Raw genomic sequence first — 21157 nt, forward strand, 5'->3', positions numbered from 1 at the left:
GTCGCGTATGGCGTCCCAGCCCACGGGAAGCGTCAAGATCTCCGACAGCGAATATTTGTTAGAATCTATAATTCACGCCGGCCCTGACCAAGGCGAAACCAGATTCCTGTTTGCCGGCACCATAATATGCCGGAACGCTGGCGTTGTAGTACGTAGCAGCGGACGATCCGCGACCGAGATGGAGGTAGAGGGCCTCCACCTTGGCGGAAAGCTTCTCGGTGAAGGCGTATTCGATGCCGCCGCCGGCCGCATAGCCGGTCCGATCGGTCGCCGGCAGGGTGTAGGGATAGGATCCCGCATAGGTCGAGCGCGTGCCGCCGCCATACGCGAAGCCGCCGGTCCCGTAGATGAGGACGCGGTCCATGGCGTAGCCGAGCCGGCCGCGGACCGTCCCGAAATAGTCGAGGCTCGGCCGAACGCTGTAGTACGGCGTGGTGCCGAGATAGGCTGCATCCGCCTTGGCGAAGGCGGTGCCCTGGAGATCGGTCTCGAAGCCGACCACGAAGCCGGAGCCGGGCGTGAACTGATAATTGTAGCCGATCTGGCCGCCACCGGCGAAGCCGCCGCCCCGGCCGCCGCCCGTGACCGCGCCGTAGGTCGGATCGGTGAAGCCGCTGCTTCCGGTGCGGAAGGCGTATCCCGCATTCACGCCGGCGTAGAAGCCGGTCCAGGTGAAGACCGGCAGCGACGGCGGCAGCGGTGGGGGCGGCGCACGGCGCGGCAGATCGGCCGCCTGAGCGGCGAACGCGAAGCAGCAGGCCGCGGCTCCCGTAAGGGCTGCGTGGATCTTGAGCGTCATGGACATCTCGTCGTGGAAGGCGGCGGAGCCGCAGGATCACAGGGTCAGGAGGAGCAGGCCGACGACGGTCACCGCCAGAATCAGGCAGAGTGCGAGATCGAGGATGGCTGCTCCGCCGCAGGTCGGCGCCGGATGCGCGGTGCGAAGGCTGGACAGGGTGGTCATGACCGGTCCTCCCGGTATCCCGGCGTCTGCATCGCGGTCCTCATGCTCCGGAGGGCGCGTTTGGGCACTTCGAGAGCGGCAGGTGCCGCCGCCCCGCCTGAGGGGATGACGGGAGCGGCGGCCTGCGGCGCCTTCGGTGCAGCGGCGCGGTGGACCGTTTCCGCGACAGCCACACCGAGGACGGGCAGCGTGAGCGCGGCGGCGACGCAGACGATGCGCCGGAGCCGCGGAAGGGGGTCGTTCTGCCGCGGGCGGAACCCGGAGGCCGGAGGCAGGGTGAGGGGCGGTAGCGTCTCCAGGACCAGTCGGCGTGTCGGAACGGTCATGGTCCTGTGCTCCTCTTTCGACGTGGGAAATTTGACCACGCCGTCGATGTACGTGTGCAAAAATCCCACGTCAATTCGAAATCAGCGGATTGAGGTGCGCCGCCGCACGCAGTGGGATTGTATCCCACGGCACAAACCGCCACCATGCGATCATGTCTGAAACTGCCGATACTCCGCGGGACGGCGCGAGCCTGCACGCGCCGCTGGCGCGGCTGCTGCGCCCCCTCGTGCGCCTGCTGGTGGCCCGTGGAATCACCTTCCCTGCGCTGATCGACCTGTTGCGCGAGCTCTACGTGAACGTCGCCGAGTACGATTTCGCCCTCACCGGCAAGGAGCAGACCGACAGCCGCGTCTCGCTGCTCACCGGCATCCACCGCAAGGAGGTGCGGCGCCTGCGCGGGGCCGGCGCCCCGGTGAGTGCCGTGCCGGCGGTCGTCTCGCGCACCAGCCGGATCATCGCCCGTTGGATCGCCGATCCGGCCTTCACCGACCCGCAGGGTCATCCCCTGCCGCTGCCGCGGACCGCCGACGGCAACGCCCCCTCCTTCGAGACCCTGGTCTCGGGCGTGACCCGCGATCTGCGGCCACGGGCAGTCCTGGACGAGTGGCTCGACCGGGGCCTCGCCTTCTTGGATCCACAGGACCGGATCGTTCTCGCCGAGGCGGCCTACGTGCCGCGGGGCGACGGCGCCGAGGGGCCGCAGCTCTACTATTTCGGCCGCAACCTGCACGACCACATCGCGGCCGCCGTCGCCAACATCGTCGGCGACGCGCCGCGCTTCCTGGAGCGGGCGGTCCATTACGACGGCCTGTCCAAGGATCTCGCGATCAAGCTCGAAGCGCGCGCCCGCGAGATCGCCATGGAGGCGCTGCAGCAAGCCAACCGGGAAGCGCACGCCGCCTGCCAGACCGATCCCGGCGGCACGCATCGGTGGAATTTCGGTCTCTACGTCTACACGGAAGCGGCGCCCTCAGCGCAACCCAAGGACGAGCGGTGAGAGGCCGGCCGGTGCGCGTCTTGCCGAACCGCCGGTTCGTCCTGCGCCTGCTCGCGGGCGCCGCGACCTTTCTGCCGGCCCCCGTCCGGCCGCAGGAGGCGCCGCGCGACCAGGGCATCGGCGGCACCGGCATGATGCGGACCGACGAGCCCCGCAACGGGCCCCTTGGCGAGGGCGACCGCGGGATCGGCGGCACCGGCGTGATCGGCACGATCCGCCGCTTCGGCTCGATCATCGTCAACGACCTGCGCATCGCCTATCCGCCGGACGTCGAGGTGCGCATCGACGGCACGGCGGCGAAGTCGGCCGACCTTAAGATCGGGCAGGTGGTCCACGTGGTGGCCCGGCCGGAGGGCGCCGGGCTCGCCACGGGGCGGATCGACGTGACCAGCGAGGTGGTCGGGCCGGTGGAATCGGTCGCGCCGGGGCGGTTGGTGGTCCTCGGCCAGCGGGTCTCGACGGCGGGTCTCACCGGCGCCTGGAAGCCGGGGGCGCGGGTCGCGGTGAGCGGGCTGCGGCGGCCCGACGGCGTGATCGTGGCGAGCCTGATCGAGGCGCGGGATTCCGGGCCCGACCGCGTCGCCGGGCCGGTGCAGCGGATCGTGGGCGGCCTCGGGATCGGCGGCCTGCGCATCGCGGGGGCCGACACCCTCCCGACGGGCCGTCGCGCCCTGGTGACGGGCACGGCGGCGAACGGCGTCCTCACCGTGACCAACGCCGCGCAGGTCGGCCTGCCATTCCCGCCGGGGCTGAAGCAGGTCTCGATCGAGGCCTATATCGGCCGGTCCGGCAGCGGCTTCGATGTCGGCGCGGGCTATGCCGTTGCGGGGCGCCCGGGCGCGCGCGTTCCCCGCGCCGGGAGCGTGAAGGCGGTGCTGACCGCAGCCATCGCGCGGGACGGTGACCTGACGGTGGAGCGGCTGCGGATCGAGAACCGCATCGCGCCCGAGCCGCAACAGCCGGATGCCCCGCGGTTCGAGCGGGAACGCGACCGGCTCGACCTGCGCAATCTCCCCGATGAGCTGCCCGGTCGCTTCGGAGCCGAGCCCGGCGGCCGGCAGGGCGGCATCGGCGGCCCTGCCGGCATCGGCGAGCCGCGCGGCCCCGCGATCGACACCCGGCCGGGGGGCACGGTCGTCCCCGGGGCGGAGGGTCCCGGCGGATTCGGGGCGCCCCGCGGCGGATTCGGCGGCGCACCGCCGGCCGCTCCGGGGGCGTTCCCCGGCGGCCCCGGGGGATTCGGCGGTCCCCCCGGGGGTCCAGGTCCGGGCCCCGGTGGAGGCGGCTTTGGCGGCGGGTTCGGCGGCCCGGGGGGCGGCCGGCGCTAGGCCGACCATCGTCTTCGCGCGCGATGCCGGGCTTCAGCCCTCCGCCTCCCGGTCGAGCAGCGCGCGCTTGCGCGCGACGCCCCAGCGATAGCCCGACAGGGCGCCGTCCGAGCGCACGACCCGGTGGCAGGGGATGGCGACCGCCACCGGATTCGCCCCGCAGGCCTGCGCGACCGCGCGCATCGCCGTCGGCAGGCCGATCGCCCGGGCGATCTCCGCGTAGGTCGCCGTGGATCCGACCGGGATCTTCCGCAGCGCTGCCCAGACCCGCTGCTGGAAGGCCGTGCCGCGGATGTCGAGCGGCAGGTCGAGGCCGCTGCCCGGCGCCTCCACGAGACCGATGACCTGCGCCATCCAGCTCTCGAAGGCCGGGTCGCCGCCCTCGATCTCCGCGGCGGGAAAGCGGCTCTGAAGATCGTGCAGGAGCGGCTCGGGCGCGTCGCCGAGGAGGATGGCGCAGACGCCCGCCTCCGTGGCGGCCACGAGGATCGCGCCGAGCGTGCAGGCGCCGATGCCGAACCGGATGCGCAGACCGGTGCCCCCCGTCCGATAGGCCGCCGGCGCCATGCCGAGGCGTGGCGCGCCCCCCGCATAGAAGCGGCTCGCCGCACCGTAGCCGGCTTCGTACAGCGTCTCCGTCACCGAGGCGGCGCCGGGCAGCCGCCGGGCCACCACGGCGGCGCGGTGGGCGGCGGCATAGGCCTTGGGCGTCACGCCGGTGGCAGCCTTGAACACCCGGTGGAAGTGGTAGGCGCTCAGGCCGGCGGTGCGGGCGAGTTCGGCGAGCGACGGCATCGTCTCGGCCGACTCGATCAGGCGGCAGGCGCGGACGACCGCCTCCGCCCGGCGCGCGGCGAGGCCGGGCTCGTCGGGGCGGCAGCGCCGGCACGGGCGGAAACCGGCAGCCTCGGCCTCCGCGCAGGTCCGATGGAAGCTGACATTCTCGGGCCGCGCCGCCCGCGCGGAACAGCTCGGGCGGCAATACACACCCGTGGTGCGGACCGCGTACACGAAGGTGCCGTCGGCCCGCGCGTCGCGGGCGGCGAGGGCCGCCCAGCGCTCGGCGTCGCTGAGGTCTGACCTTGGACCGTGGTTCATGGCGGCGGCACTATGCGGCTTGGCGTGGGCGTTGGGGAGGGGCATGAGGGGGCCTGCCGGGCGGTGGAGGACGCGCGCAGCACTCTGTCCGTCCGCCGCCGTGCCGGCATCCCGCTCCTTGCTGCCGAATCCGCTGTCCCGGGCGGCCGTTCGAGCGGGGGGCCATTTCACGAGTGCGCCATGGCTCCGAGCACGCCCGACCACATCCATGTCGGCCAGGATGGATGGCTGTTCCTGAAGACCGGGCGCAACGACGTGCTGGGCCAGTACGAGCGGCCGGAGGAGACCACGGAGCTGATCTGGCAGTGGCGCAGCCTCGTGACGATGCGGGAGCGGCGCCTGCGCGCCCAGGGAATCCTGTACCGCCACGTCGTCGCCCCGGAGAAGCTGATGATCTACGATCACCGGCTCGACGGGCTGACCATCCGGCCGAGCGCCTCGCCGGCCTATCGGCTCCTGCACAACGAGCCCCCGCCGGGTCGCTTCCGCGGGCCCTTCGGCCTCTATGCGGCCTGGCGCCGACGGACGCGCTGGCGCCAGACCTGCATCGATCTGGTGACGCCGATGCGGGCGCAGCGCGATACGGCCGATCTCTACTGCCGGACCGACACCCACTGGTCCGCAGACGGCTGCTATCTCGCCTACGCGGAGATCTGCCGGGCTTTGGGCGCCGAGCCCCGGCCGGATCTGCGGGAGCGGCCGTCCTTCGAGACCGACCACGACGGCGATCTGGGCAGCGCCTTCGACCCGCCCCGGCGGGCGCGCTCACGCACCGTCCTGATGCAGCAGGACGCGGTCCGGACCTATGGCAGCCCGATCGTCGAAGCCCGGGAGAAGGCCGGTCTGCTGCACACGCTGCATGTCGGCGCGCACGTGATCTACGGGAACGCCAAGGCCACCGATCCGCGCCGGCTGGCGCTGTTCGGCGATTCCTTCTCGCACGTCATGCCGTACATGCTGACGATCATGCTGGCCGAGACGTTCCGCGAGGTGCACTTCATCTGGAGCACCTCCCTGGACTGGCCGTATATCGAGCGCGTCCGGCCCGACATCGTGCTGACCGAGGTGGCCGAGCGCTTCATGGTCCAGCTGCCCGACGACACCTTCTCGGTGGAGCGCTACGCGCAGGACCGCTTCGGGGCGGAACTGGCAGCCGCAGGCGCCTGAGCGGCGCCCGCGGCTTGGCCCCGCTCAGGCCTGCAGCTTGGCCACCAGCGCGTCCGACAGGGCGAAGTTGACGTAGACGTGCTGGACGTCGTCCTGATCCTCGATCACCTCGACGAGGCGGATGAGCTTCTCGCCGGTCTCGTCGTCGACGTCGATCGTATTCTGCGCCTTCCAGATCAGCCCGGTGCGACTCGGCTCGCCGAAGCGCGCCTCGAGGGCCTTGGTGACCTCGCCGTAGGAATCCTGGGCGCAGACAACCTCGTGGCCGTCCTCGCCGGAGCTGACGTCGTCGGCGCCGGCCTCGATGGCGGCCTCCAGCATCGTGTCGGCATCGGCCACGGAAGCCGGGTAGGCGATCACGCCGACGCGGTCGAACATGAAGGCGACGGCGCCGGTCTCGGCGAGGCTGCCGCCGGACTTCGTGAAGGCCGAGCGGACGTCCGAGGCGGTGCGGTTGCGGTTGTCGGTCTGCGCCTCGACGATCAGGGCGGCGCCGCCCGGTCCGTAGCCCTCGTAGCGGATATCCTCGTAGTTCTCGCCGTCAGCACCGGCGGCCTTCTTGATGGCGCGCTCGATATTGTCCTTGGGCATGTTCTCGGCGCGGGCCGCCAGGATCGCGGCGCGCAGGCGCGGGTTCATCGCCGGGTCGGGCGTGCCGAGCTTGGCCGCCACGGTGATCTCGCGGGCGAGCTTGCCGAACACCTTCGAGCGGACTGCGTCCACCCGGCCCTTCCGGTGCATGATGTTCTTGAACTGCGAATGGCCTGCCATGACGGTTCAGACTTTTGTTCGTTGGCGAGGGCGGGCGTCCGGGACCCCGCCGTCGCGGCTGTGAGGTCGCGCCGTATATAGGCCGCCGCCTTCGGACGAAGCAACGCGGCCGCCGCCGCTCGGCACCGCGCAGGGGGACACGGGCGCGCAGGCTTCGCAATCCCGTGATCGCGGAAAGAATACCCGCCTCGGGCGTTGGCGCTGCACTTCTCCCTGAGCTGGAAGCCCGATGTCGAGCCGGAACGGACGCAGCACGGTCATGGTCACGGGCGCGAGCGCCGGTGTCGGCCGCGCCGTGGCGCATGAATTCGCCCGGCACGGCTGGAATGTCGGTCTGATCGCCCGGGGCGAGGCCGGGCTGAGGGGCACGATCCGCGATGTCGAGCGGGCGGGCGGCCGGGCGCTGACCTTCGCGGCCGACGTCGCCGACGCGGAGGCCGTCGCCCAGGCCGCCGACGCGCTGGCCGAGGCGTTCGGCTGCATCGACGTCTGGGTCAACAACGCCATGGTGACGGTCTACGCGCCCGTGCAGGAGACGGACCCGGAGGAGTTCCGACGCGCCACCGAAGTCACCTATCTCGGGCAGGTGCACGGGACCCTGGCGGCGCTCCGCCACATGGTGCCGCGCGACCGGGGCACGATCGTGCATATCGGCTCGGCGCTCGCCTATCGGTCGATCCCGCTGCAGGCGAGCTACTGTGCCGCGAAGGCCGCCGTGCGCGGATTCGTGGATTCCCTGCGCAGCGAATTGCTCCACGACGGCAGTCGGGTGCGGCTGACGATGGTCCAGCTCCCGGCGGTCAACACGCCCCAGTTCGACTGGGCGCGGTCGCGGATGCCGCGCAAGCTCGAACCGGTGCCGCCGATCTACCAGCCGGAGGCGATCGCCCGGCACGTGTTCCGGGCGGCGCACGACGCGCCGCGGGAATTGTGGATCGGGGCTTCGGCCTGGAAGGCGATCATCGGAAACATGCTGATCCCGGGCTGGATCGACGGCTACCTCGCCCGGCACGGCTATCGCGGGGAGATGACCAGCGTGCAGGCGCAGACGAACCGCCCCGACAACCTCTACGACCCGGTGGACACCGATCCCGGCGCCCATGGCCGCTTCGATGCCCGGGCGACCGGCCACGTCGCCGCGGCAGACCCGCGCTGGCTCAAGTTCGGGATCGCGGCGGCGCTCGGCATCGTGGCCGGGACGATGCTGTTCGCCACCGAGGCGCATGGGCGGGCGGAAGCGCGCGCCGACCGCCGGCTGGGCAGACGCTAGGATACCGGTCTAGGCAGGCCCATCGCGCAGCCTCGGGGCTGCGCAAACCTTGCGGAACGCGCTGTGTGGCGCCCCAGGCGGCACCGGGCTTTAGGGAGGATCCGATGCCGGCAACGAACCGCCGCGACCTCGTACGGGGTGCGCTCGCCGGAGGGGCCGTCCTGGGTCTCGGCGGCGGCGCCCGCGCCGCGGCGCCCTTCGGCGGATCGCAGGCGCCGGGCTTCTACCGGACCCGCATCGGCAGCTGCGAGGTCACGATCCTCAACGACGGGGCGCGCAGCTTCCCGATGCCGGACCGCTTCGTGCGCAACGTTCCCCGGGACGCGGCACTCGGCGCCGCGCAGGCGGCCTACATGCCGCCCGGCCAGGTGACGGTGCCGTTCAATCCGACGCTGATCAACACCGGCGCGAAGCTCATCCTGATCGATACCGGCAACGGTCCGGTGCCGGGCGCGCCCGTCGGCCGGCTCGCGGCGAACCTCGCGGCGGCCGGGATCAGACCCGAGGAGATCGACCTCGTGCTGCTCTCGCATCTCCATCCCGACCACACGAACGGCCTCAAGAGGGCGGACGGGAGCCTCGCCTTCCCGAACGCCGAGATCCGGGCCGCCGCGCCCGACTGGGCATTCTGGATGAGCGACGCCCACATGGCCCAGGCCGCCGACCCGGTGACGCAAGGCTACTTCGCCAACACCCGCCGGGTGCTCGGCGACCTGAAGGACCGGATCGGCACCTTCGCGTGGGACGAGGAGGTCGCACCCGGGATCACCGCCCTCGCCGCGCCCGGCCACACGCCCGGCCACACGGCCTTCGCGATCGCCTCGGGGGCGGACCGGCTGCTGATCCAGTCCGACGTGACCAACATTCCGGCCTTCTTCCTGCAGCACCCGGACTGGCACGTGATGTACGATTACGATGCCGATCAGGCGCAGGCGACGCGCCACCGCTTCTACGACATGGCCGCGTCCGAGAAGGCCCTCGTGGTCGGCTACCACTTCCCCTTCCCGTCCATCGGCCATGTGGAGCGGAACGGGCCGGGCTACCGGCTGGTGCCCATCGCTTGGAACGGCGTGCTCTGATCGTCCAGGGTCGCGTGCACCCGGATCAGGTTCGCCAGGTCCACGACCCCGCCCGGCCATTCGACGCCCGCGATGTGCCGGTGCGGCCGTTCCGGCTCGCCGAGATCCGAGACCGCCGAGAAGGCACCGTCGAGCGGGTGGCTCTCGGTGTAGCGGCTCCGTGTCGCCAGGACCGGCAGCCCCGCGGCCCGGGCCGAGCTGATGCCGGCGGCCGAATCCTCGAAGGCCACCGCCTCGCAGGCCGGGATATCCAGGCCGGCGAGCGCTAGAAGGAACACGTCGGGGGCGGGCTTCTTGCGGTTCGCCTCGTCGCCGGCCGCGATCACGTCGAAGGGTGCCGCGTCCGGCGGGAAGTTGGCGGCCAGGAGCCGGTCGACATTCGGCCGGCTCGTGGTGGTAGCCACGGCGAGCCGCAGGCCCGCCGCCCGGGCCTCGGCAATCAGCCGGGCGATCCCGGGACGCAGCGGCAGGCCGCTCGCCGCCACCAGTTCGCCGTAGGCGCGCGTCTTGCGGGCGTGGATCTCGGGGGCCAGCGCGTGGAGCGCCTCGGCTTCGGCTGCGTGCCGGGTGTCGATGTAATGGGCGAGCCGCTCCTTGCCCCCCATCACGGTCAGCAGGTCGGCATAGAGCGCCTCGTCCCAGCGCCAGGGCAGGCCGAGTTCCGCGAAGGCGCAGTTGAACGCCTGCCGGTGCAGATCCTCCGTCTCGGCGAGGGTCCCGTCGACGTCGAAGATCAGCGCCCTCAGCACGACAGGTCGCGACCGGAGGCGCCCTCCGCGCCCGCGCGGATCGCCGCGATGCGCTCGGCATAGGCGTCCGGACCGCCGCCGAAGACCGCGTTGCCGGCGACGAACGTGTCGGCCCCGGCGCGGCTCGCCGCCTTGACGGTCTCGGGGTCGATCCCGCCGTCGACCTGGATGCGGATGTCTCGGCCCGCCACCATGGCGCGCACCCGCGCCACCGACTCCATCGTGCTCTTGATGAAGCTCTGGCCGCCGAAGCCGGGATTGACCGTCATCACCAGCACGAGGTCCACGAGGTCGAGCACCGGCTCGACCAGGGCGGCCGGCGTGCCCGGATTGATCGCCACGCCGGCGCGCTTGCCGAGGTCGCGGATGGTCTGGAGCGAGCGGTGGATGTGCGGCCCGGCCTCGGCATGGACGGTGATGCCGTCGGCCCCGGCCTGCGCGAAAGCCGCGAGGTACGGGTCGGCGGGCGCGATCATCAGGTGGACGTCGAAGTACTTCTGCGTGTGCGGGCGCAGAGCCTTCACCACCGGCGGCCCGAAGGTGATGTTGGGCACGAAGTGCCCGTCCATGACGTCGAGATGGATCCAGTCGGCGCCGGCCGCGTCCACGGCGCGGGTCTCCTCGGCGAGCTTCGAGAAGTCGGCGGACAGGATCGAGGGGGCGATGACGGGTGGGAGCATAGGAGGCTTTCGGGATTGTTCAGGCCAGCCTGCGACGGCGCTCGACGAGCTGCATGATCATCGGCGTCAGGATCAGCTGCATGGCCAGATCCAGCTTCCCGCCGGGTATCACGATGGAATTGGCCCGGCTCATGAAACTGTCGTGGATCATGGAGACGAGATACGAGAAGTCGATCCCCTTCGGATCCTTGAAGCGGATGACCACCATCGATTCGTCGGCGGTGGGGATCCAGCGGGCGATGAACGGGTTCGAGGTGTCGACCGTGGGCACCCGCTGGAAGTTGATGTCGGTGAAGGAGAATTGCGGGCAGATGGTCTGCACGTAATCGGGCATGCGCCGCAGGATCACGTCGGTCACCGCCTCGGTGGAGTAGCCGCGGAACGAGCGGTCCCGGTGCAGCTTCTGGATCCATTCGAGGTTGATCACCGGCACGACGCCGATCTTCAGGTCGGCGTAGCGGGCGATGTCGACATCCTGATCCGCCACGCAGCCGTGCAGGCCCTCGTAGAACAGCAGGTCCGAATCTGGCGGGAACGACTCCCAGTCCGAGAAGCTCCCCTCCGGAATGCCGAAGGCCTGCGCGTCGTGGGCATCGTGGGCGTAGTGGCGGGTGCGGCCGGTCCCGGATTCGGCGTAGCTGCGGAAGACCGCCTCCAGCTCGGGCAGGAGGTTGGCGCGCGGCGCGAAGTGGGACAGCGTCGGTTCATTCGCCATCATCGCCCGCATCGTGTCGCGGTCGAACGCATGGAAGCCGTCGCCCTCGATGAAGACCGCCCGCACGTCCTCGCGGCGGAAGATCTGCTCGAAGGTGTTGCGCACCGAGGTGGTCCCGGCCCCGGAGGAGCCGGTCACCGAGATGATGGGGTGCCGCGCCGACATTACCGTCCGGACTTCGTGCTGTGCCTCACGACCGCATCAGACCGCGCTGCCCGAACAGCGGCGAGCGGCCGGCATCGGGCTTGCCGCCCGCGTAATAGGTCGCGACGCAGGCCACCTCCTCGGTGGAGCCGCAGACCAGGGGCGCCCGCTCGTGGATGCCGGTGGCCACCAGGTCGAGGATCCGCGTCTGGCCGTCGGTGGCCGTGCCGCCGGCCTGCTCGACCAGCATCGCCACGGGGGCGACCTCGTAGAGCAGCCGCAGGCGGCCGCGGGCGTAGTTCTTCCGGGCGTCGCCCGGGTAGAGGAAAACGCCGCCGCGGGTCAGGACGCGCTGGATGTCGGCCACCAGGGAGGCGAGCCAGCGCATGTTGTAGTCCTTGTCGCGCGGGCCCTCGGTGCCGCGCTGGCAATCCTCGATATAGGCCTTCACCGGGGCATCCCAGTGCCGGGCGTTCGAGGCGTTGATGGCGAATTCCTTGGTGGAGGCCGGCACCGACATGGCCGGGCTCGTCAGCTTGAACGTACCCTCGGCGCGGTCGAGCACGTAGGACTGGGTGCCCTCCCCCAGCGTCAGGATCAGCGCGGTGGCCGGGCCGTAGGTCACGAAGCCCGCGGCGATCTGCGTCGAGCCGGGGGTCGTGAACGAGGCGAGCGGATTCGCCGGATCCTTTATCGACGGCCGGATGCCGAAGATCAGGCCCACGGCCATGTTCACGCCGATGTTGGACGAGCCGTCGAGGGGGTCGATGGCGACGGCGAGCGGCGCGTCCGGGTTCAGCTGCATCACCTCCTCGGCCTCCTCGGAGGCGACCTCGGCGACGGGCGCGGTCCGCAGGGCCGCGGTCACGCTCTCGTGCGCGATGACGTCGAGGGCCTTCTGGACGTCGCCGTCGCTGTTGTGCTCGCCGGCCGCCGCGAGGTCGCCGCCGAGCGCACCGCGCCCGATCCGCTCGCTGATCTCCACCGCCGAGCGCGCCACGGCCGCGATCACCGCGGCGGTGTCCTTCAGCGCCGGATTGGCGTCCACGGCCTGCGCAAGACAGGTCTCGAGGGGCGTCCCGATCGCCGCTGAAATTGCCATCGGCCTACTCCTCCTGCTCGGATCCCGTCCGTCGGGATCGCGCCTTCCGCGCCGGCTCTGTAGCGGCCGCTCGGCCGCCAAGATAGCGGTCTGTGTCTCCGGATCGACAGGAACCCGCGGCGCGGCCTTCAAGATTTCTGTGCGATCTTGTGTCATAGGACGAAAAAAACGAGATGTCCGCCATGCGCAATCTCTCCCTCAAGCAGCTTCAGGCGGTCGCTGCCGTGGCCCGACTCGGCACCATGACCCGGGCGGCGCAGGAGCTGAACGTCACCTCGGCCGCCCTCTACGCGCGCATCCGCCAGCTGGAGGAGGAGGCCGGGCTGCTGCTGTTCGACCGGACGCCGGGCGGCCTCAAGCCGACCGATGCCGGCCGCGAGATGCTCTGGGCGATCGACAGCATCAACACCGTGCTGGAGACCTGCACCGACCGCCTGCGCACCCTGCGGGGCGCCGAAGGCGGGCGCGTGGCGCTGGGCGTCGTCTCCACCGCCAAGTACTTCGCCCCGCAGGTGATCGCGGGCTTCGTCAAGAAGCATCCAGGGGTCGAGATCAGCCTGTCGGTGCGCAACCGCGGCCAGACCGTGGAGGCTTTGCGCGGTTACGAGATCGACTTCGCCCTGATGGGCCGCCCGCCCCGGGACTTCCCGATCGAGGCCGCGACCTTCGGACCGCATCCGATCGTGCTGATCGCCCCGCCAAGCCATCCCCTCGCGGGCAAGACCGGGCTGAACCGCGAGGATCTCGCCGACCAGCCGTTCTTCCTGCGCGAGGAGGGCTCGGGCACGCGCATGGTCTTCGAGGAGTTCATGAGCGGCGTCCTGGTCAAGCGGGCGCCGCTGGACATCGACACCGGCTCGAACGAGACCATCAAGCAGGCGGTGATGGCCGGGCTCGGGATCGCGCTGCTCTCGGTGCACTCGGTGGCGGCCGAGCTGGAGAGCGGCCGCCTCGTCCTCCTGAACGTCAAGGGACTGCCGATCCGGCGCGACTGGTACGCGGTCCGGCGCGCCGACAAGGTGCTGGGTCCGGCCGCTTCCGCGGTCTGGTCCTATCTGATGTCGGAGGGTGCGCGCAGCCTGCCGGGCGTCGCGCAGAGCGGTCTCGTGCCGGCGGGAGCCAAGGCGTGAGTCCAGCCGGAATCGTCGTCGCGGGCGCCGGCCAGGCCGGCTTCCAACTCGCCGCCTCCCTGCGCGAGGGTGGGTTCAGGGATCCGATCACCCTGGTGGGCGACGAGGCCGCCCTTCCCTACCAGCGTCCGCCCCTGTCGAAGGCCTACCTCGCCGGCAAGACAGACCAGGAAGGCCTGTTCCTGCGCCCCCCCGGCTTCTTCGCCGAGCACGCCATCGCGCACCGGCCGGGGCTCCGCGCCGTCGCGATCGACCGGGCGGCACGTCTTCTGCAGCTGTCGGACGGCGGGCACCTTCGCTACGACCACCTCGTGATCGCCACCGGCGCCCGCAACCGGCCCCTGCCCGTGCCCGGAGCGGAGCTCGACGGCGTGCGCCAGTTGCGCGGCCTCGCGGATGCCGACGCGCTCCGGGCGCAGATCGAGGCGGCCCGGGCGATCGTCGTGGTGGGCGCGGGCTTCATCGGGCTCGAATTCGCCGCCGTCGCGGCCGGGCGCGGCCTCTCCGTGACGGTGATCGAGGCGGCCGAGCGGCCTATGGCCCGGGCGGTCTCGGCCGAGATGGGCGCGTTCTTCCGCGGTGCGCAGGAGGCGATGGGCGTGCGCTTCGCCTTCGGGGCCGGCGTGACGGCGATCCTCGGGCGGGACGGCCGTGCCGTCGGCGTGGCCCTCGCGGACGGCCGGGAACTGCCCGCCGACCTCGTCCTGGTCGGCATCGGGGTGCTGCCGAACCGGGAGCTCGCCTTGGAAGCGGGCCTGCCGGCCGAGGATGGGGTGCGGGTCGACGCGTTCCTGTCGACACCCGATCCGGCCATCTCGGCGATCGGCGATTGCGCCCGGTTTCCCAGTCCCTTCGCTCACGGGCTCACACCGGACGGCACCGTGCGGATCGAGTCCGTGCAGAACGCCATCGACCAGGGGCGCTGCCTGGCGGCGCGGCTCACCGGCAAGCCGGCGGCCTACGGCGCGCTGCCCTGGTTCTGGAGCGACCAGGGCCGGCACAAGCTGCAGATCGCCGGATTGGCGGGCCCCACGGATGCCAGCGTGGTCCGCGGCTCCGGCTCCGCCTTCTCGGTCTTCCGATTCCGCGACCGACGCCTGAGCGCCGTCGAATCCGTCGACCGGGCGGGCGACCACATGATCGCCCGGCGGCTGCTCACGGCCGGAACGCCGCTGAGCCCGGATCAGGCGGCGGATCCGGGCTTCGACCTCAAGGCGCTGGCGCTGCAGCGGCCCTGAGGGTGCTCAGCCCGGGAACGCCACCGGGGCCGGCTTCTGCCGCAGGGCGATGGCGGTGCCGATCCCGAGCGCCAGGATCGTGACGGCGCATCCCAGGAGCGCGCCGAGCTGGCCGAACCGGAGCAGCGCCTGCCCGATCACCGCGACGCCGAGCGCCTGCCCGCAGAAGAATGAGAAAGCATGGAGCGCCACCGCGGAGGCGCGGGCCTTGGGCGCCACCTCGGTGACCTGCGTCTGGTAGGTGTTGTGCAGCATGTAGAAGCCGAGCCCCATCGCGGTGAGCGCGGCGCAATCGACCTGCCACGTGCCGGCGAGCCCGACGACGGTGAGGGACGCACTACAGATCAGGCCGCCGCCGATGAGCATGCGCGGCAGGCCGAGCAGCCGCACCAGCAGCCCGACCAGGGCCGAGTAGAGCAGGCCGCCGACCGCGAACCCCGCCAGCACGAGGCCGGCCTCGCGCGGTCCCCCCTCCCCGCGGGCCTCGATCAGCGGGGCGAGGTGCGGGAACACGCCGAAGATCGCGATGGCCTCGATGAACACCGCCGAGAACAGCACCCGCGCCCGGGGATTGCGCAGGATCGTCCGGTAGCGGGTCACCGCCTCGCCGAAGGCCGGACGGCGCGCGGCGGGCCGGCCGGTCCGGTCGAACCCGAACACGGTCGCCGCGCAGGCGATGGCCGCCACCGCCGCGGTGACCGCGAAGACACCGCGCCAGCCGATCGCCGCCTCGATCAGGCCCGCGAAGGTCGAGCCGGAAAGCTGGCCGAGGATCACCGCCACTAGGAACCGGCCGATCGCCACCTGACGGCCCTCCATCGGCACCCGGTCACCCAGCAGCGCCAGGGACAGCGGAATGCAGCCCCCCGCCGCCGCCCCCGCCAGCATGCGCAGGCCGAACAGGCTGCCGATATCGGGGGCGATGCTGCACAGGGTCAGGGCGACGGCGAGCACCGCGAGGCAGGTGCTCATCACCCGCTCCTTGCCGAGCGCGTCGCCGATCGGGCCGAGCACCGGCTGGATGAAGGCGTAAGGCAGCGCGAAGGCGGTGGAGAGGAGCGCCACCGTGTGGGCGTCGCTCGCGAGATCCCGGGCGAGCACGCCGACGAGAGGCTCAACCGAGCGGAGCGCGAAGGTGCTGCCGAACCCCGCACAGGCCAGGACGACGATGAGACGCGGGATCGACGTCGGCGGCGACTTCGGCAGCGTCGCGGCGGGGACGAGAGCCGGCTCTGTGCTGTCGGTCATGAGGGACGCTGCGCGACGCGGGCCAAACCAGACTCGCGACATCGCATCTCCCCCGCCGGAGCGGAACCCCGTTGCGCGACAGATCCGTGCGCGTCGAACGCCGGATCCGGTGCGGGGGATCGCCGCCGCCCGAGCCCGGCGGCGCTCAGGCCGAGGCGGCCGCCTGATGCGCCTCCGCGAGCTGCGCGTCCTCGGCCGCGACCTTCCGGGCGGCCGGACGGGACCGGATGCGCTCGACATAGGCCGTCAGGACGGGCGCGGGCTCCACGAGGCCGAAGCCCGTCGTCCAGCCGAGGGCGCCGCCCCACAGGATGTCGGCGGCGCTGAAGCGCTCGCCGAGCAGGTACGGCCCCGGCGTCAGCGCCTCCTTCACCCGGGCGATCACGCTGTCGTAATCGGCATAGGCCGACATGGCGCGTGGGCCCGGCTCCCGCTTCAGGTGCCGGTCGATCACCGCGGGCTCGAAGCAGGAGCCGTAGAACACCATCCAGCGCAGATAGGTGCCCCGGTCGGGCTCGGTGGGCGCCGGGGCGAGCCCGGCCTCGGGGAACAGGTCGGCGAGGTAGAGGTAGACGGCCGCCTGCTCGGTCACCACGGCCTCGCCGTGGCGGATCGCCGGCACCTTCGCCATCGGATTGACGGCACGGTAGGCCCCTTCGAGGTGCTCGCCGGCGCGCATGTTGAGCACGTGCAGCCGGTACGGGACACCAAGTTCCTCGAGCAGGACGCGCACCCCTGACGAGCGGGTATTGGGCGAATGAAAGAACTCGATGTCAGGCATATTGGTGGCTCCGCCCCCTCAGAGGATTGTCGATTCGCCGAAGCACACGCTCATACCGGCCGGAGGACGGGTCAACCTCGCACCGAAGCGGCCCTTCTCCAGGGACCGGAATCGGGGCAGGAACGTTGGGCGATTGTGCGATGCCGCGCGTTGAGCTGCCGTCCGGCACGACGCGAGCCGGGGGTATGAGTTCTGATGGCGAAGATTCTGCTGGTCGAGGACCACGAAGAGATCTGGGACTTCCTGTCCCGCCGCCTCAAGCGGCGCGGGTATGAGGTGATCCTCGCGCATGACGGCGAGGCCGGGGTCCGACAAGCCCGCTCGGGTCAGCCCGACGTGATCCTGCTCGACATGAACCTGCCGGTCCTGGACGGCTGGTCGGTCGCCCGGACGCTGAAGTCGGGCACCGACACGCGGGCGATCCCGATCATCGCGCTTACCGCCCACGCCATGTCGGGCGACCGCGACAAGGCGATCCAGGCCGGCTGCGACGACTACCACCCGAAGCCGGTCGATTTCTCGAAGCTTCTCAGCCAGATCAGCACCGCCCTGGGCGAGACCGCCCCGGCGAGCTGACCCGACCGCGGACGCGCGAATTGCGATCCCGAGACCTGATGTGAGTGGAGCGTGTCCGTGAGCGAGGATCCCGTCACTGCCCAGCGCCTGCGGCAGGGCCTGCCGGTCTTCGTGGCCTTGGCCTCGATCCTCCTCGTGGTCGCCACGCTGGCGGCCCTGTATCTCGGGCGCGAGATCCTCGTTCCGGTGACGCTGGCGATCCTCCTCAGCTTCGTGCTGGTGCCGGCCGTCCGGATCCTGCGGCGGCTGCGCGTGCCGCGTGCGCCGGCGGTCCTCCTCGTGGTGGTGATCGTCTTCGGCGCCCTGTTCGGGATCGGCAGCCTGATCGCCAGCGAGGCGTCCCAGCTCGCCTCGGACCTGCCGCGCTACACGCAGGTGATGCGTACCAAGATCAAGGATCTGCGCGGGGCGACGGCCGGGACCGGCACCCTGTCGCGGATCGTCGACATGGTGCAGGACCTCAGCGCCACCCTGCAGCCGCCCCCGGCCGCGGAGGTCCGCGGCGAGCCGGGATCGCGCACGCATCCCCTCACCGTGGAACTCACGCCCGCCCGCGCCAGCGTGGTCGACACGCTTCAGACCTTCGCGGGCCCGATCCTGCACCCGCTGGCCACGACGGGCCTGATCCTGATCTTCACGATCTTCATCCTGCTCCAGCGGGAGGATCTGCGAAACCGGGCGATCCGGCTCGCCGGCGGCTCGGGCGACCTGCGCCGCACCACGGCGGCGATCGACGATGCCACGAGCCGGCTCAGCCGCTTCTTCCTGGCCCAGCTCGCCCTCAACATCGCCTTCGGCCTCGTCATCGGCTTCGGACTCTGGATGATCGGCGTCCCGAGTCCGACCCTGTTCGGTGTCCTCGCGGCGATCCTGCGGTTCGTGCCCTATATCGGCGCGGCGATCAGCGCCCTTCTGCCGCTGATCCTCGCCGCCGCCGTCGATCCCGGCTGGGGCATGGTGATCGCCACCGCGGTCCTGTTCCTGGTGGTGGAGCCGATCTGCGGCCACGTGGTCGAGCCGCTCCTCTACGGCCACTCCACCGGCCTCTCGCCGGTCGCCGTCATCCTCGCGGCGACGATCTGGACGTTCCTGTGGGGGCCGATCGGCCTCGTCCTGGCCACGCCGCTCACCGTGTGCCTCGTGGTCCTTGGCCGGCACGTGGAGCGCCTCTGGTACCTCGACGTCCTGCTGGGCGATCAGCCAGCCTTGTCGCCGCCCGAGATCTTCTACCAGCGCATGCTGGCCGGCGATCCGGTCGAGGCGATCGACCAGGGCTGGCAGTTCCTCAAGGAGCGCGCCCTCGTCACCTACTACGACGAGGTCGCCCTCGCCGGCCTGCTGCTCGCGCAGGAGGATCTCTCGCGCGGCACCCTGGACCGCGAGCGGCAGGCGGAGGTCGGGGCGGCGATCCGCACGGTCGTCGACCGCCTCGGGACCGCTCCGATGACCCGGCGAAGCCGCCGAGGCTCCGGGCGCGGGCCCGATACCGAGACTGCGGCGGCGCTGGCCGCCATCGGGCCCGACCGGCAAGTGGCAGGCATCGTCCTCGAGCGCGAGGATCTCGCCCCCAACTGGCGCAGCGAGACGCCGGTGCTGTGCGTGTCGAGCCGCGGCCCGTTCGACGAGGCGGCGACGCTGATGCTGAGCCAGATCCTCGCCCGCCACGGGCTGGCCTCGCAGATTCTCTCGATGGCCGCGATCCGCGCCGGCGAGCGTCCCGACAATCCGGAAGGGCTCGCGCTGATCTGCTTCTCGTATCTCGAGCCGGTGAGCCTCTCGCAGATCCGCTTCACCGTCCGGCAGGCCCGTGCGGCGGTGCCGGGCGTGCGCATCCTCGTGGGCTTCTGGCGCGAGCGCGATCCGGCGACACTGGAACGGCTGCGCCGGGCAACCTCGGCAGACTTCCTCGTGACATCGCTGAACGAGGCGCTCTCGGCTGTGCTCGGCGCCTGTCAGGAATCCGCACCCACCCGGCTCGTCCCGGCACCCGTGACTGCGCGTTCCGGTTCGGCGCAGCCGGCAGTGGCATGACGCGCCGTGCGACACCACCTCTGAGGACGGGCCGTCGACATCGCGCTCTCGACCGCTAGTGTTCCGTCCGCTTTTCGTGATCGGGCGCGCGCAAAATGCTTTTACGTCCCGGAGGCTGAACATCACCGCGCATGTCTGAGACCCCAGAAACACCGCCCTCCGGGCCGAGCCCTCCGATCAGGGACAGCGCGCCGAGTGACCTGACCGACCGCCGCAGCGATATCTTCTTCGCGGCGGTCGAGACGACGCGCATGCCGATGATCGTCACCGATCCGCGCCAGCCCGACAACCCGATCATTTTCGCCAATCGGGCGTTCCTGGCGATGACGGGCTACACGCCGGAAGAGCTGATCGGGCGCAACTGCCGCTTCCTTCAGGGCCCCGAAACCGACCGCGAGAGCGTCGCGCAGGTCCGGGCCGCGATCGCCGAGAAGCGCGAGTTCGCCACCGAGATCCTGAACTACCGCAAGAACGGCTCGACCTTCTGGAATGCCCTGTTCGTCTCGCCGGTCTACAATGCCGACGGCGAGCTCGTGTACTATTTCGGTTCTCAGCTCGACGTCTCGCGCCGCCGCGACGCCGAGGAAGCGCTGGGTCAGGCTCAGAAGATGGAGGCGCTGGGCCAGCTCACGGGCGGCATCGCGCACGACTTCAACAATCTCCTCCAGGTGATCGTCGGCTACGTCGACATCCTGGCGGCCGGGCTGGAGAAGCCCGACGCCGACCGCGCCCGGCTCGGCCGCGCCACCGAGAACATCCGCCAGGCTGCGGAGCGCGCGACGACGCTGACGCAGCAATTGCTGGCCTTCGCCCGCAAGCAGCGGCTGGACGGGCGCGCCGTCAATCTCAACACCCTGATCGAGGGGATGGGCGAGATGGTCGCCCGCTCCGTCGGCGAGGCCGTGAAGGTCGAACTCGATCTTGCGGAGGATCTCTGGAACTGCCGGGTCGATCCGACCCAGGCCGAGGTCGCGATCCTGAACGTCCTGATCAACGCCCGCGACGCGATGCCGGAGGGCGGCACCGTCCGGATCTCCACGGAGAACAGCGAGGTCGCCGCCCGCGGCCGGGAGCTCGGTCCGCTGCGCGACGGGCGCTATGTCAGCATCGCCATCAAGGACACGGGTACCGGCATCCCGCCGGCTGTGCTCGCCCGGGTGATGGACCCGTTCTTCACCACCAAGGAGGAGGGCAAGGGGACGGGGCTCGGCCTGTCGATGGTCTACGGCTTCGCCAAGCAGTCGGGCGGCGCGGCGCAGATCGAGTCGGCGGTGGGTGCGGGCACGACGGTGCGCCTGTCGTTCCCCGCGACCGACGGCGACGTCAATGCCCCTGCCAAGGTTTCGCTGCGGTCCGTTGATCGGCAGGGCTCCGAGACGATCCTCATCGTCGACGACCGCGAGGACGTGGCCGAACTCGCCCGCACCATCCTGCGGGACTTCGGCTACACGACGCTGGTGGCGAGCAATGCCCGCGAGGCCCTGGAGATCCTGGATTCGAGCGAGCGCATCGATCTGCTCTTCACCGACCTGATCATGCCCGGCGGCATGAACGGCGTGCTGCTGGCCCGCGAAGCCCGCCGCCGCCAGCCCAAGCTCAAGGTGCTGCTCGCCACGGGTTACGCGGAGGCGAGCCTGGAGCGAACCGATATCGGCGGCTCGGAGTTTGATCTCATGAACAAGCCCTACCGGCGCACGGAGCTGGTCCGCCGCGTGCGCGCCATCCTCGACGGTCCGACCGGCGTGGGCTGAGCTTCGGGAGA

General features: G+C 71.1%; 20 protein-coding genes. 10 read left to right on the forward strand and 10 right to left on the reverse strand.

Annotated features, from left to right (window positions below; genetic code table 11):
* Positions 1–58 precede the first annotated feature (58 nt).
* Together MCBMB27_RS14650 and MCBMB27_RS30840 are read right to left on the reverse strand one after the other, a co-directional pair.
* Positions 59–799 (reverse strand): outer membrane protein, encoded by a 741-nt coding sequence (locus tag MCBMB27_RS14650; RefSeq protein ID WP_075380749.1) that lies wholly within the window; start codon positions 797–799, stop codon positions 59–61.
* A 36-nt stretch (positions 800–835) separates the two neighbouring features.
* A complete protein-coding gene (locus MCBMB27_RS30840) occupies positions 836–964 on the reverse strand; it encodes a hypothetical protein (protein ID WP_257787384.1) in 129 nt (42 codons plus the stop codon).
* 478 nt (positions 965–1442) lie between these two features.
* Between MCBMB27_RS30840 and MCBMB27_RS14660 the strand changes: the two genes are divergently transcribed.
* Positions 1443–2288, forward strand: a complete 846-nt coding sequence (locus tag MCBMB27_RS14660) for a DUF6502 family protein (RefSeq protein WP_075380750.1) — start codon at positions 1443–1445, stop codon at positions 2286–2288.
* A gap of 11 nt (positions 2289–2299) precedes the next feature.
* Positions 2300–3616, forward strand: coding sequence for a DUF5666 domain-containing protein (locus MCBMB27_RS14665; RefSeq protein WP_075380751.1), 1317 nt, complete (start codon positions 2300–2302; stop codon positions 3614–3616).
* A gap of 33 nt (positions 3617–3649) precedes the next feature.
* On the opposite strand, the gene ada is transcribed toward MCBMB27_RS14665, so the two are convergent.
* Positions 3650–4714: a bifunctional DNA-binding transcriptional regulator/O6-methylguanine-DNA methyltransferase Ada gene (gene ada, locus MCBMB27_RS14670; protein ID WP_075380752.1), complete on the reverse strand. Its 1065-nt coding sequence runs from the start codon at positions 4712–4714 to the stop codon at positions 3650–3652.
* Between the two features lie 180 nt (positions 4715–4894).
* Here ada and MCBMB27_RS14675 point away from each other — a divergent pair, with 180 nt between their 5' ends.
* Complete coding sequence (locus MCBMB27_RS14675) at positions 4895–5881, forward strand: alginate O-acetyltransferase AlgX-related protein (protein WP_043758883.1); 987 nt, start codon at positions 4895–4897, stop codon at positions 5879–5881.
* 24 nt (positions 5882–5905) lie between these two features.
* Here MCBMB27_RS14675 and MCBMB27_RS14680 read toward each other — a convergent pair whose 3' ends face one another.
* Positions 5906–6652 carry a YebC/PmpR family DNA-binding transcriptional regulator gene (locus tag MCBMB27_RS14680; RefSeq protein ID WP_043349263.1) on the reverse strand — a complete coding sequence of 249 codons (747 nt, stop codon included), beginning with the start codon at positions 6650–6652 and terminating at the stop codon, positions 5906–5908.
* Positions 6653–6881: 229 nt separating this feature from the next.
* Between MCBMB27_RS14680 and MCBMB27_RS14685 the strand changes: the two genes are divergently transcribed.
* Entirely contained in the window at positions 6882–7922 is a 1041-nt protein-coding gene (locus MCBMB27_RS14685; RefSeq protein WP_075380753.1) for an SDR family oxidoreductase, read from the forward strand.
* 104 nt (positions 7923–8026) lie between these two features.
* Entirely contained in the window at positions 8027–9001 is a 975-nt protein-coding gene (locus MCBMB27_RS14690; protein WP_075380754.1) for an MBL fold metallo-hydrolase, read from the forward strand.
* On the opposite strand, the gene MCBMB27_RS14695 is transcribed toward MCBMB27_RS14690, so the two are convergent.
* The 4 genes from MCBMB27_RS14695 to MCBMB27_RS14710 are packed head-to-tail and all read right to left on the reverse strand — an operon-like array spanning position 8962 to position 12391.
* Positions 8962–9750: an HAD-IA family hydrolase gene (locus tag MCBMB27_RS14695; RefSeq protein ID WP_075380755.1), complete on the reverse strand. Its 789-nt coding sequence runs from the start codon at positions 9748–9750 to the stop codon at positions 8962–8964. The two genes, MCBMB27_RS14690 and MCBMB27_RS14695, sit on opposite strands and share 40 nt — an antisense overlap.
* Positions 9744–10430 (reverse strand): ribulose-phosphate 3-epimerase, encoded by a 687-nt coding sequence (gene rpe, locus MCBMB27_RS14700; protein WP_043758891.1) that lies wholly within the window; start codon positions 10428–10430, stop codon positions 9744–9746. The genes MCBMB27_RS14695 and rpe overlap by 7 nt, the downstream gene beginning before the upstream one ends.
* Positions 10431–10449: 19 nt before the next feature.
* Positions 10450–11310: a phosphoribulokinase gene (locus MCBMB27_RS14705; protein ID WP_043349274.1), complete on the reverse strand. Its 861-nt coding sequence runs from the start codon at positions 11308–11310 to the stop codon at positions 10450–10452.
* 25 nt (positions 11311–11335) lie between these two features.
* Entirely contained in the window at positions 11336–12391 is a 1056-nt protein-coding gene (locus MCBMB27_RS14710) for a class 1 fructose-bisphosphatase (RefSeq protein WP_075380756.1), read from the reverse strand.
* A 182-nt stretch (positions 12392–12573) separates the two neighbouring features.
* Here MCBMB27_RS14710 and MCBMB27_RS14715 point away from each other — a divergent pair, with 182 nt between their 5' ends.
* Complete coding sequence (locus MCBMB27_RS14715; RefSeq protein WP_043349301.1) at positions 12574–13521, forward strand: LysR family transcriptional regulator; 948 nt, start codon at positions 12574–12576, stop codon at positions 13519–13521.
* Positions 13518–14759, forward strand: coding sequence for an NAD(P)/FAD-dependent oxidoreductase (locus tag MCBMB27_RS14720; RefSeq protein ID WP_075380757.1), 1242 nt, complete (start codon positions 13518–13520; stop codon positions 14757–14759). Before MCBMB27_RS14715 ends, MCBMB27_RS14720 begins: the two co-directional genes overlap by 4 nt.
* A 6-nt stretch (positions 14760–14765) precedes the next feature.
* On the opposite strand, the gene MCBMB27_RS14725 is transcribed toward MCBMB27_RS14720, so the two are convergent.
* Both MCBMB27_RS14725 and MCBMB27_RS14730 read right to left on the reverse strand, forming a co-directional pair.
* On the reverse strand, positions 14766–16007 hold the full coding sequence (locus MCBMB27_RS14725) for an MFS transporter (RefSeq protein ID WP_053609064.1): 1242 nt from the start codon (positions 16005–16007) through the stop codon (positions 14766–14768).
* Between the two features lie 145 nt (positions 16008–16152).
* Entirely contained in the window at positions 16153–16788 is a 636-nt protein-coding gene (locus MCBMB27_RS14730) for a glutathione S-transferase family protein (RefSeq protein ID WP_075380758.1), read from the reverse strand.
* A 195-nt stretch (positions 16789–16983) separates the two neighbouring features.
* Here MCBMB27_RS14730 and MCBMB27_RS14735 point away from each other — a divergent pair, with 195 nt between their 5' ends.
* The 3 genes from MCBMB27_RS14735 to MCBMB27_RS14745 all read left to right on the forward strand — a co-directional run bounded on the left by MCBMB27_RS14735 (position 16984) and on the right by MCBMB27_RS14745 (position 21146).
* Positions 16984–17364 carry a response regulator gene (locus MCBMB27_RS14735; protein WP_043355299.1) on the forward strand — a complete coding sequence of 127 codons (381 nt, stop codon included), beginning with the start codon at positions 16984–16986 and terminating at the stop codon, positions 17362–17364.
* Between the two features lie 57 nt (positions 17365–17421).
* A complete protein-coding gene (locus tag MCBMB27_RS14740; RefSeq protein ID WP_043381094.1) occupies positions 17422–19395 on the forward strand; it encodes an AI-2E family transporter in 1974 nt (657 codons plus the stop codon).
* A gap of 131 nt (positions 19396–19526) precedes the next feature.
* Positions 19527–21146, forward strand: coding sequence for a hybrid sensor histidine kinase/response regulator (locus MCBMB27_RS14745; RefSeq protein WP_075380759.1), 1620 nt, complete (start codon positions 19527–19529; stop codon positions 21144–21146).
* Positions 21147–21157 lie beyond the last annotated feature (11 nt).

It is taken from the genome of Methylobacterium phyllosphaerae (assembly GCF_001936175.1).
Taxonomy (GTDB): domain Bacteria; phylum Pseudomonadota; class Alphaproteobacteria; order Rhizobiales; family Beijerinckiaceae; genus Methylobacterium; species Methylobacterium fujisawaense.

Coding starts and splice junctions, on each gene's coding strand:
- MCBMB27_RS14650 (WP_075380749.1), bottom strand. CDS start 799: ATGACGCTCAAGATCCACGCAGCCCTTACGGGAGCCGCGGCCTGCTGC.
- MCBMB27_RS30840 (WP_257787384.1), bottom strand. CDS start 964: ATGACCACCCTGTCCAGCCTTCGCACCGCGCATCCGGCGCCGACCTGC.
- MCBMB27_RS14660 (WP_075380750.1), top strand. CDS start 1,443: ATGTCTGAAACTGCCGATACTCCGCGGGACGGCGCGAGCCTGCACGCG.
- ada (WP_075380752.1), bottom strand. CDS start 4,714: ATGAACCACGGTCCAAGGTCAGACCTCAGCGACGCCGAGCGCTGGGCG.
- MCBMB27_RS14675 (WP_043758883.1), top strand. CDS start 4,895: ATGGCTCCGAGCACGCCCGACCACATCCATGTCGGCCAGGATGGATGG.
- MCBMB27_RS14680 (WP_043349263.1), bottom strand. CDS start 6,652: ATGGCAGGCCATTCGCAGTTCAAGAACATCATGCACCGGAAGGGCCGG.
- MCBMB27_RS14685 (WP_075380753.1), top strand. CDS start 6,882: ATGTCGAGCCGGAACGGACGCAGCACGGTCATGGTCACGGGCGCGAGC.
- MCBMB27_RS14690 (WP_075380754.1), top strand. CDS start 8,027: ATGCCGGCAACGAACCGCCGCGACCTCGTACGGGGTGCGCTCGCCGGA.
- rpe (WP_043758891.1), bottom strand. CDS start 10,430: ATGCTCCCACCCGTCATCGCCCCCTCGATCCTGTCCGCCGACTTCTCG.
- MCBMB27_RS14705 (WP_043349274.1), bottom strand. CDS start 11,310: ATGTCGGCGCGGCACCCCATCATCTCGGTGACCGGCTCCTCCGGGGCC.
- MCBMB27_RS14710 (WP_075380756.1), bottom strand. CDS start 12,391: ATGGCAATTTCAGCGGCGATCGGGACGCCCCTCGAGACCTGTCTTGCG.
- MCBMB27_RS14715 (WP_043349301.1), top strand. CDS start 12,574: ATGCGCAATCTCTCCCTCAAGCAGCTTCAGGCGGTCGCTGCCGTGGCC.
- MCBMB27_RS14725 (WP_053609064.1), bottom strand. CDS start 16,007: ATGACCGACAGCACAGAGCCGGCTCTCGTCCCCGCCGCGACGCTGCCG.
- MCBMB27_RS14730 (WP_075380758.1), bottom strand. CDS start 16,788: ATGCCTGACATCGAGTTCTTTCATTCGCCCAATACCCGCTCGTCAGGG.
- MCBMB27_RS14735 (WP_043355299.1), top strand. CDS start 16,984: ATGGCGAAGATTCTGCTGGTCGAGGACCACGAAGAGATCTGGGACTTC.
- MCBMB27_RS14745 (WP_075380759.1), top strand. CDS start 19,527: ATGTCTGAGACCCCAGAAACACCGCCCTCCGGGCCGAGCCCTCCGATC.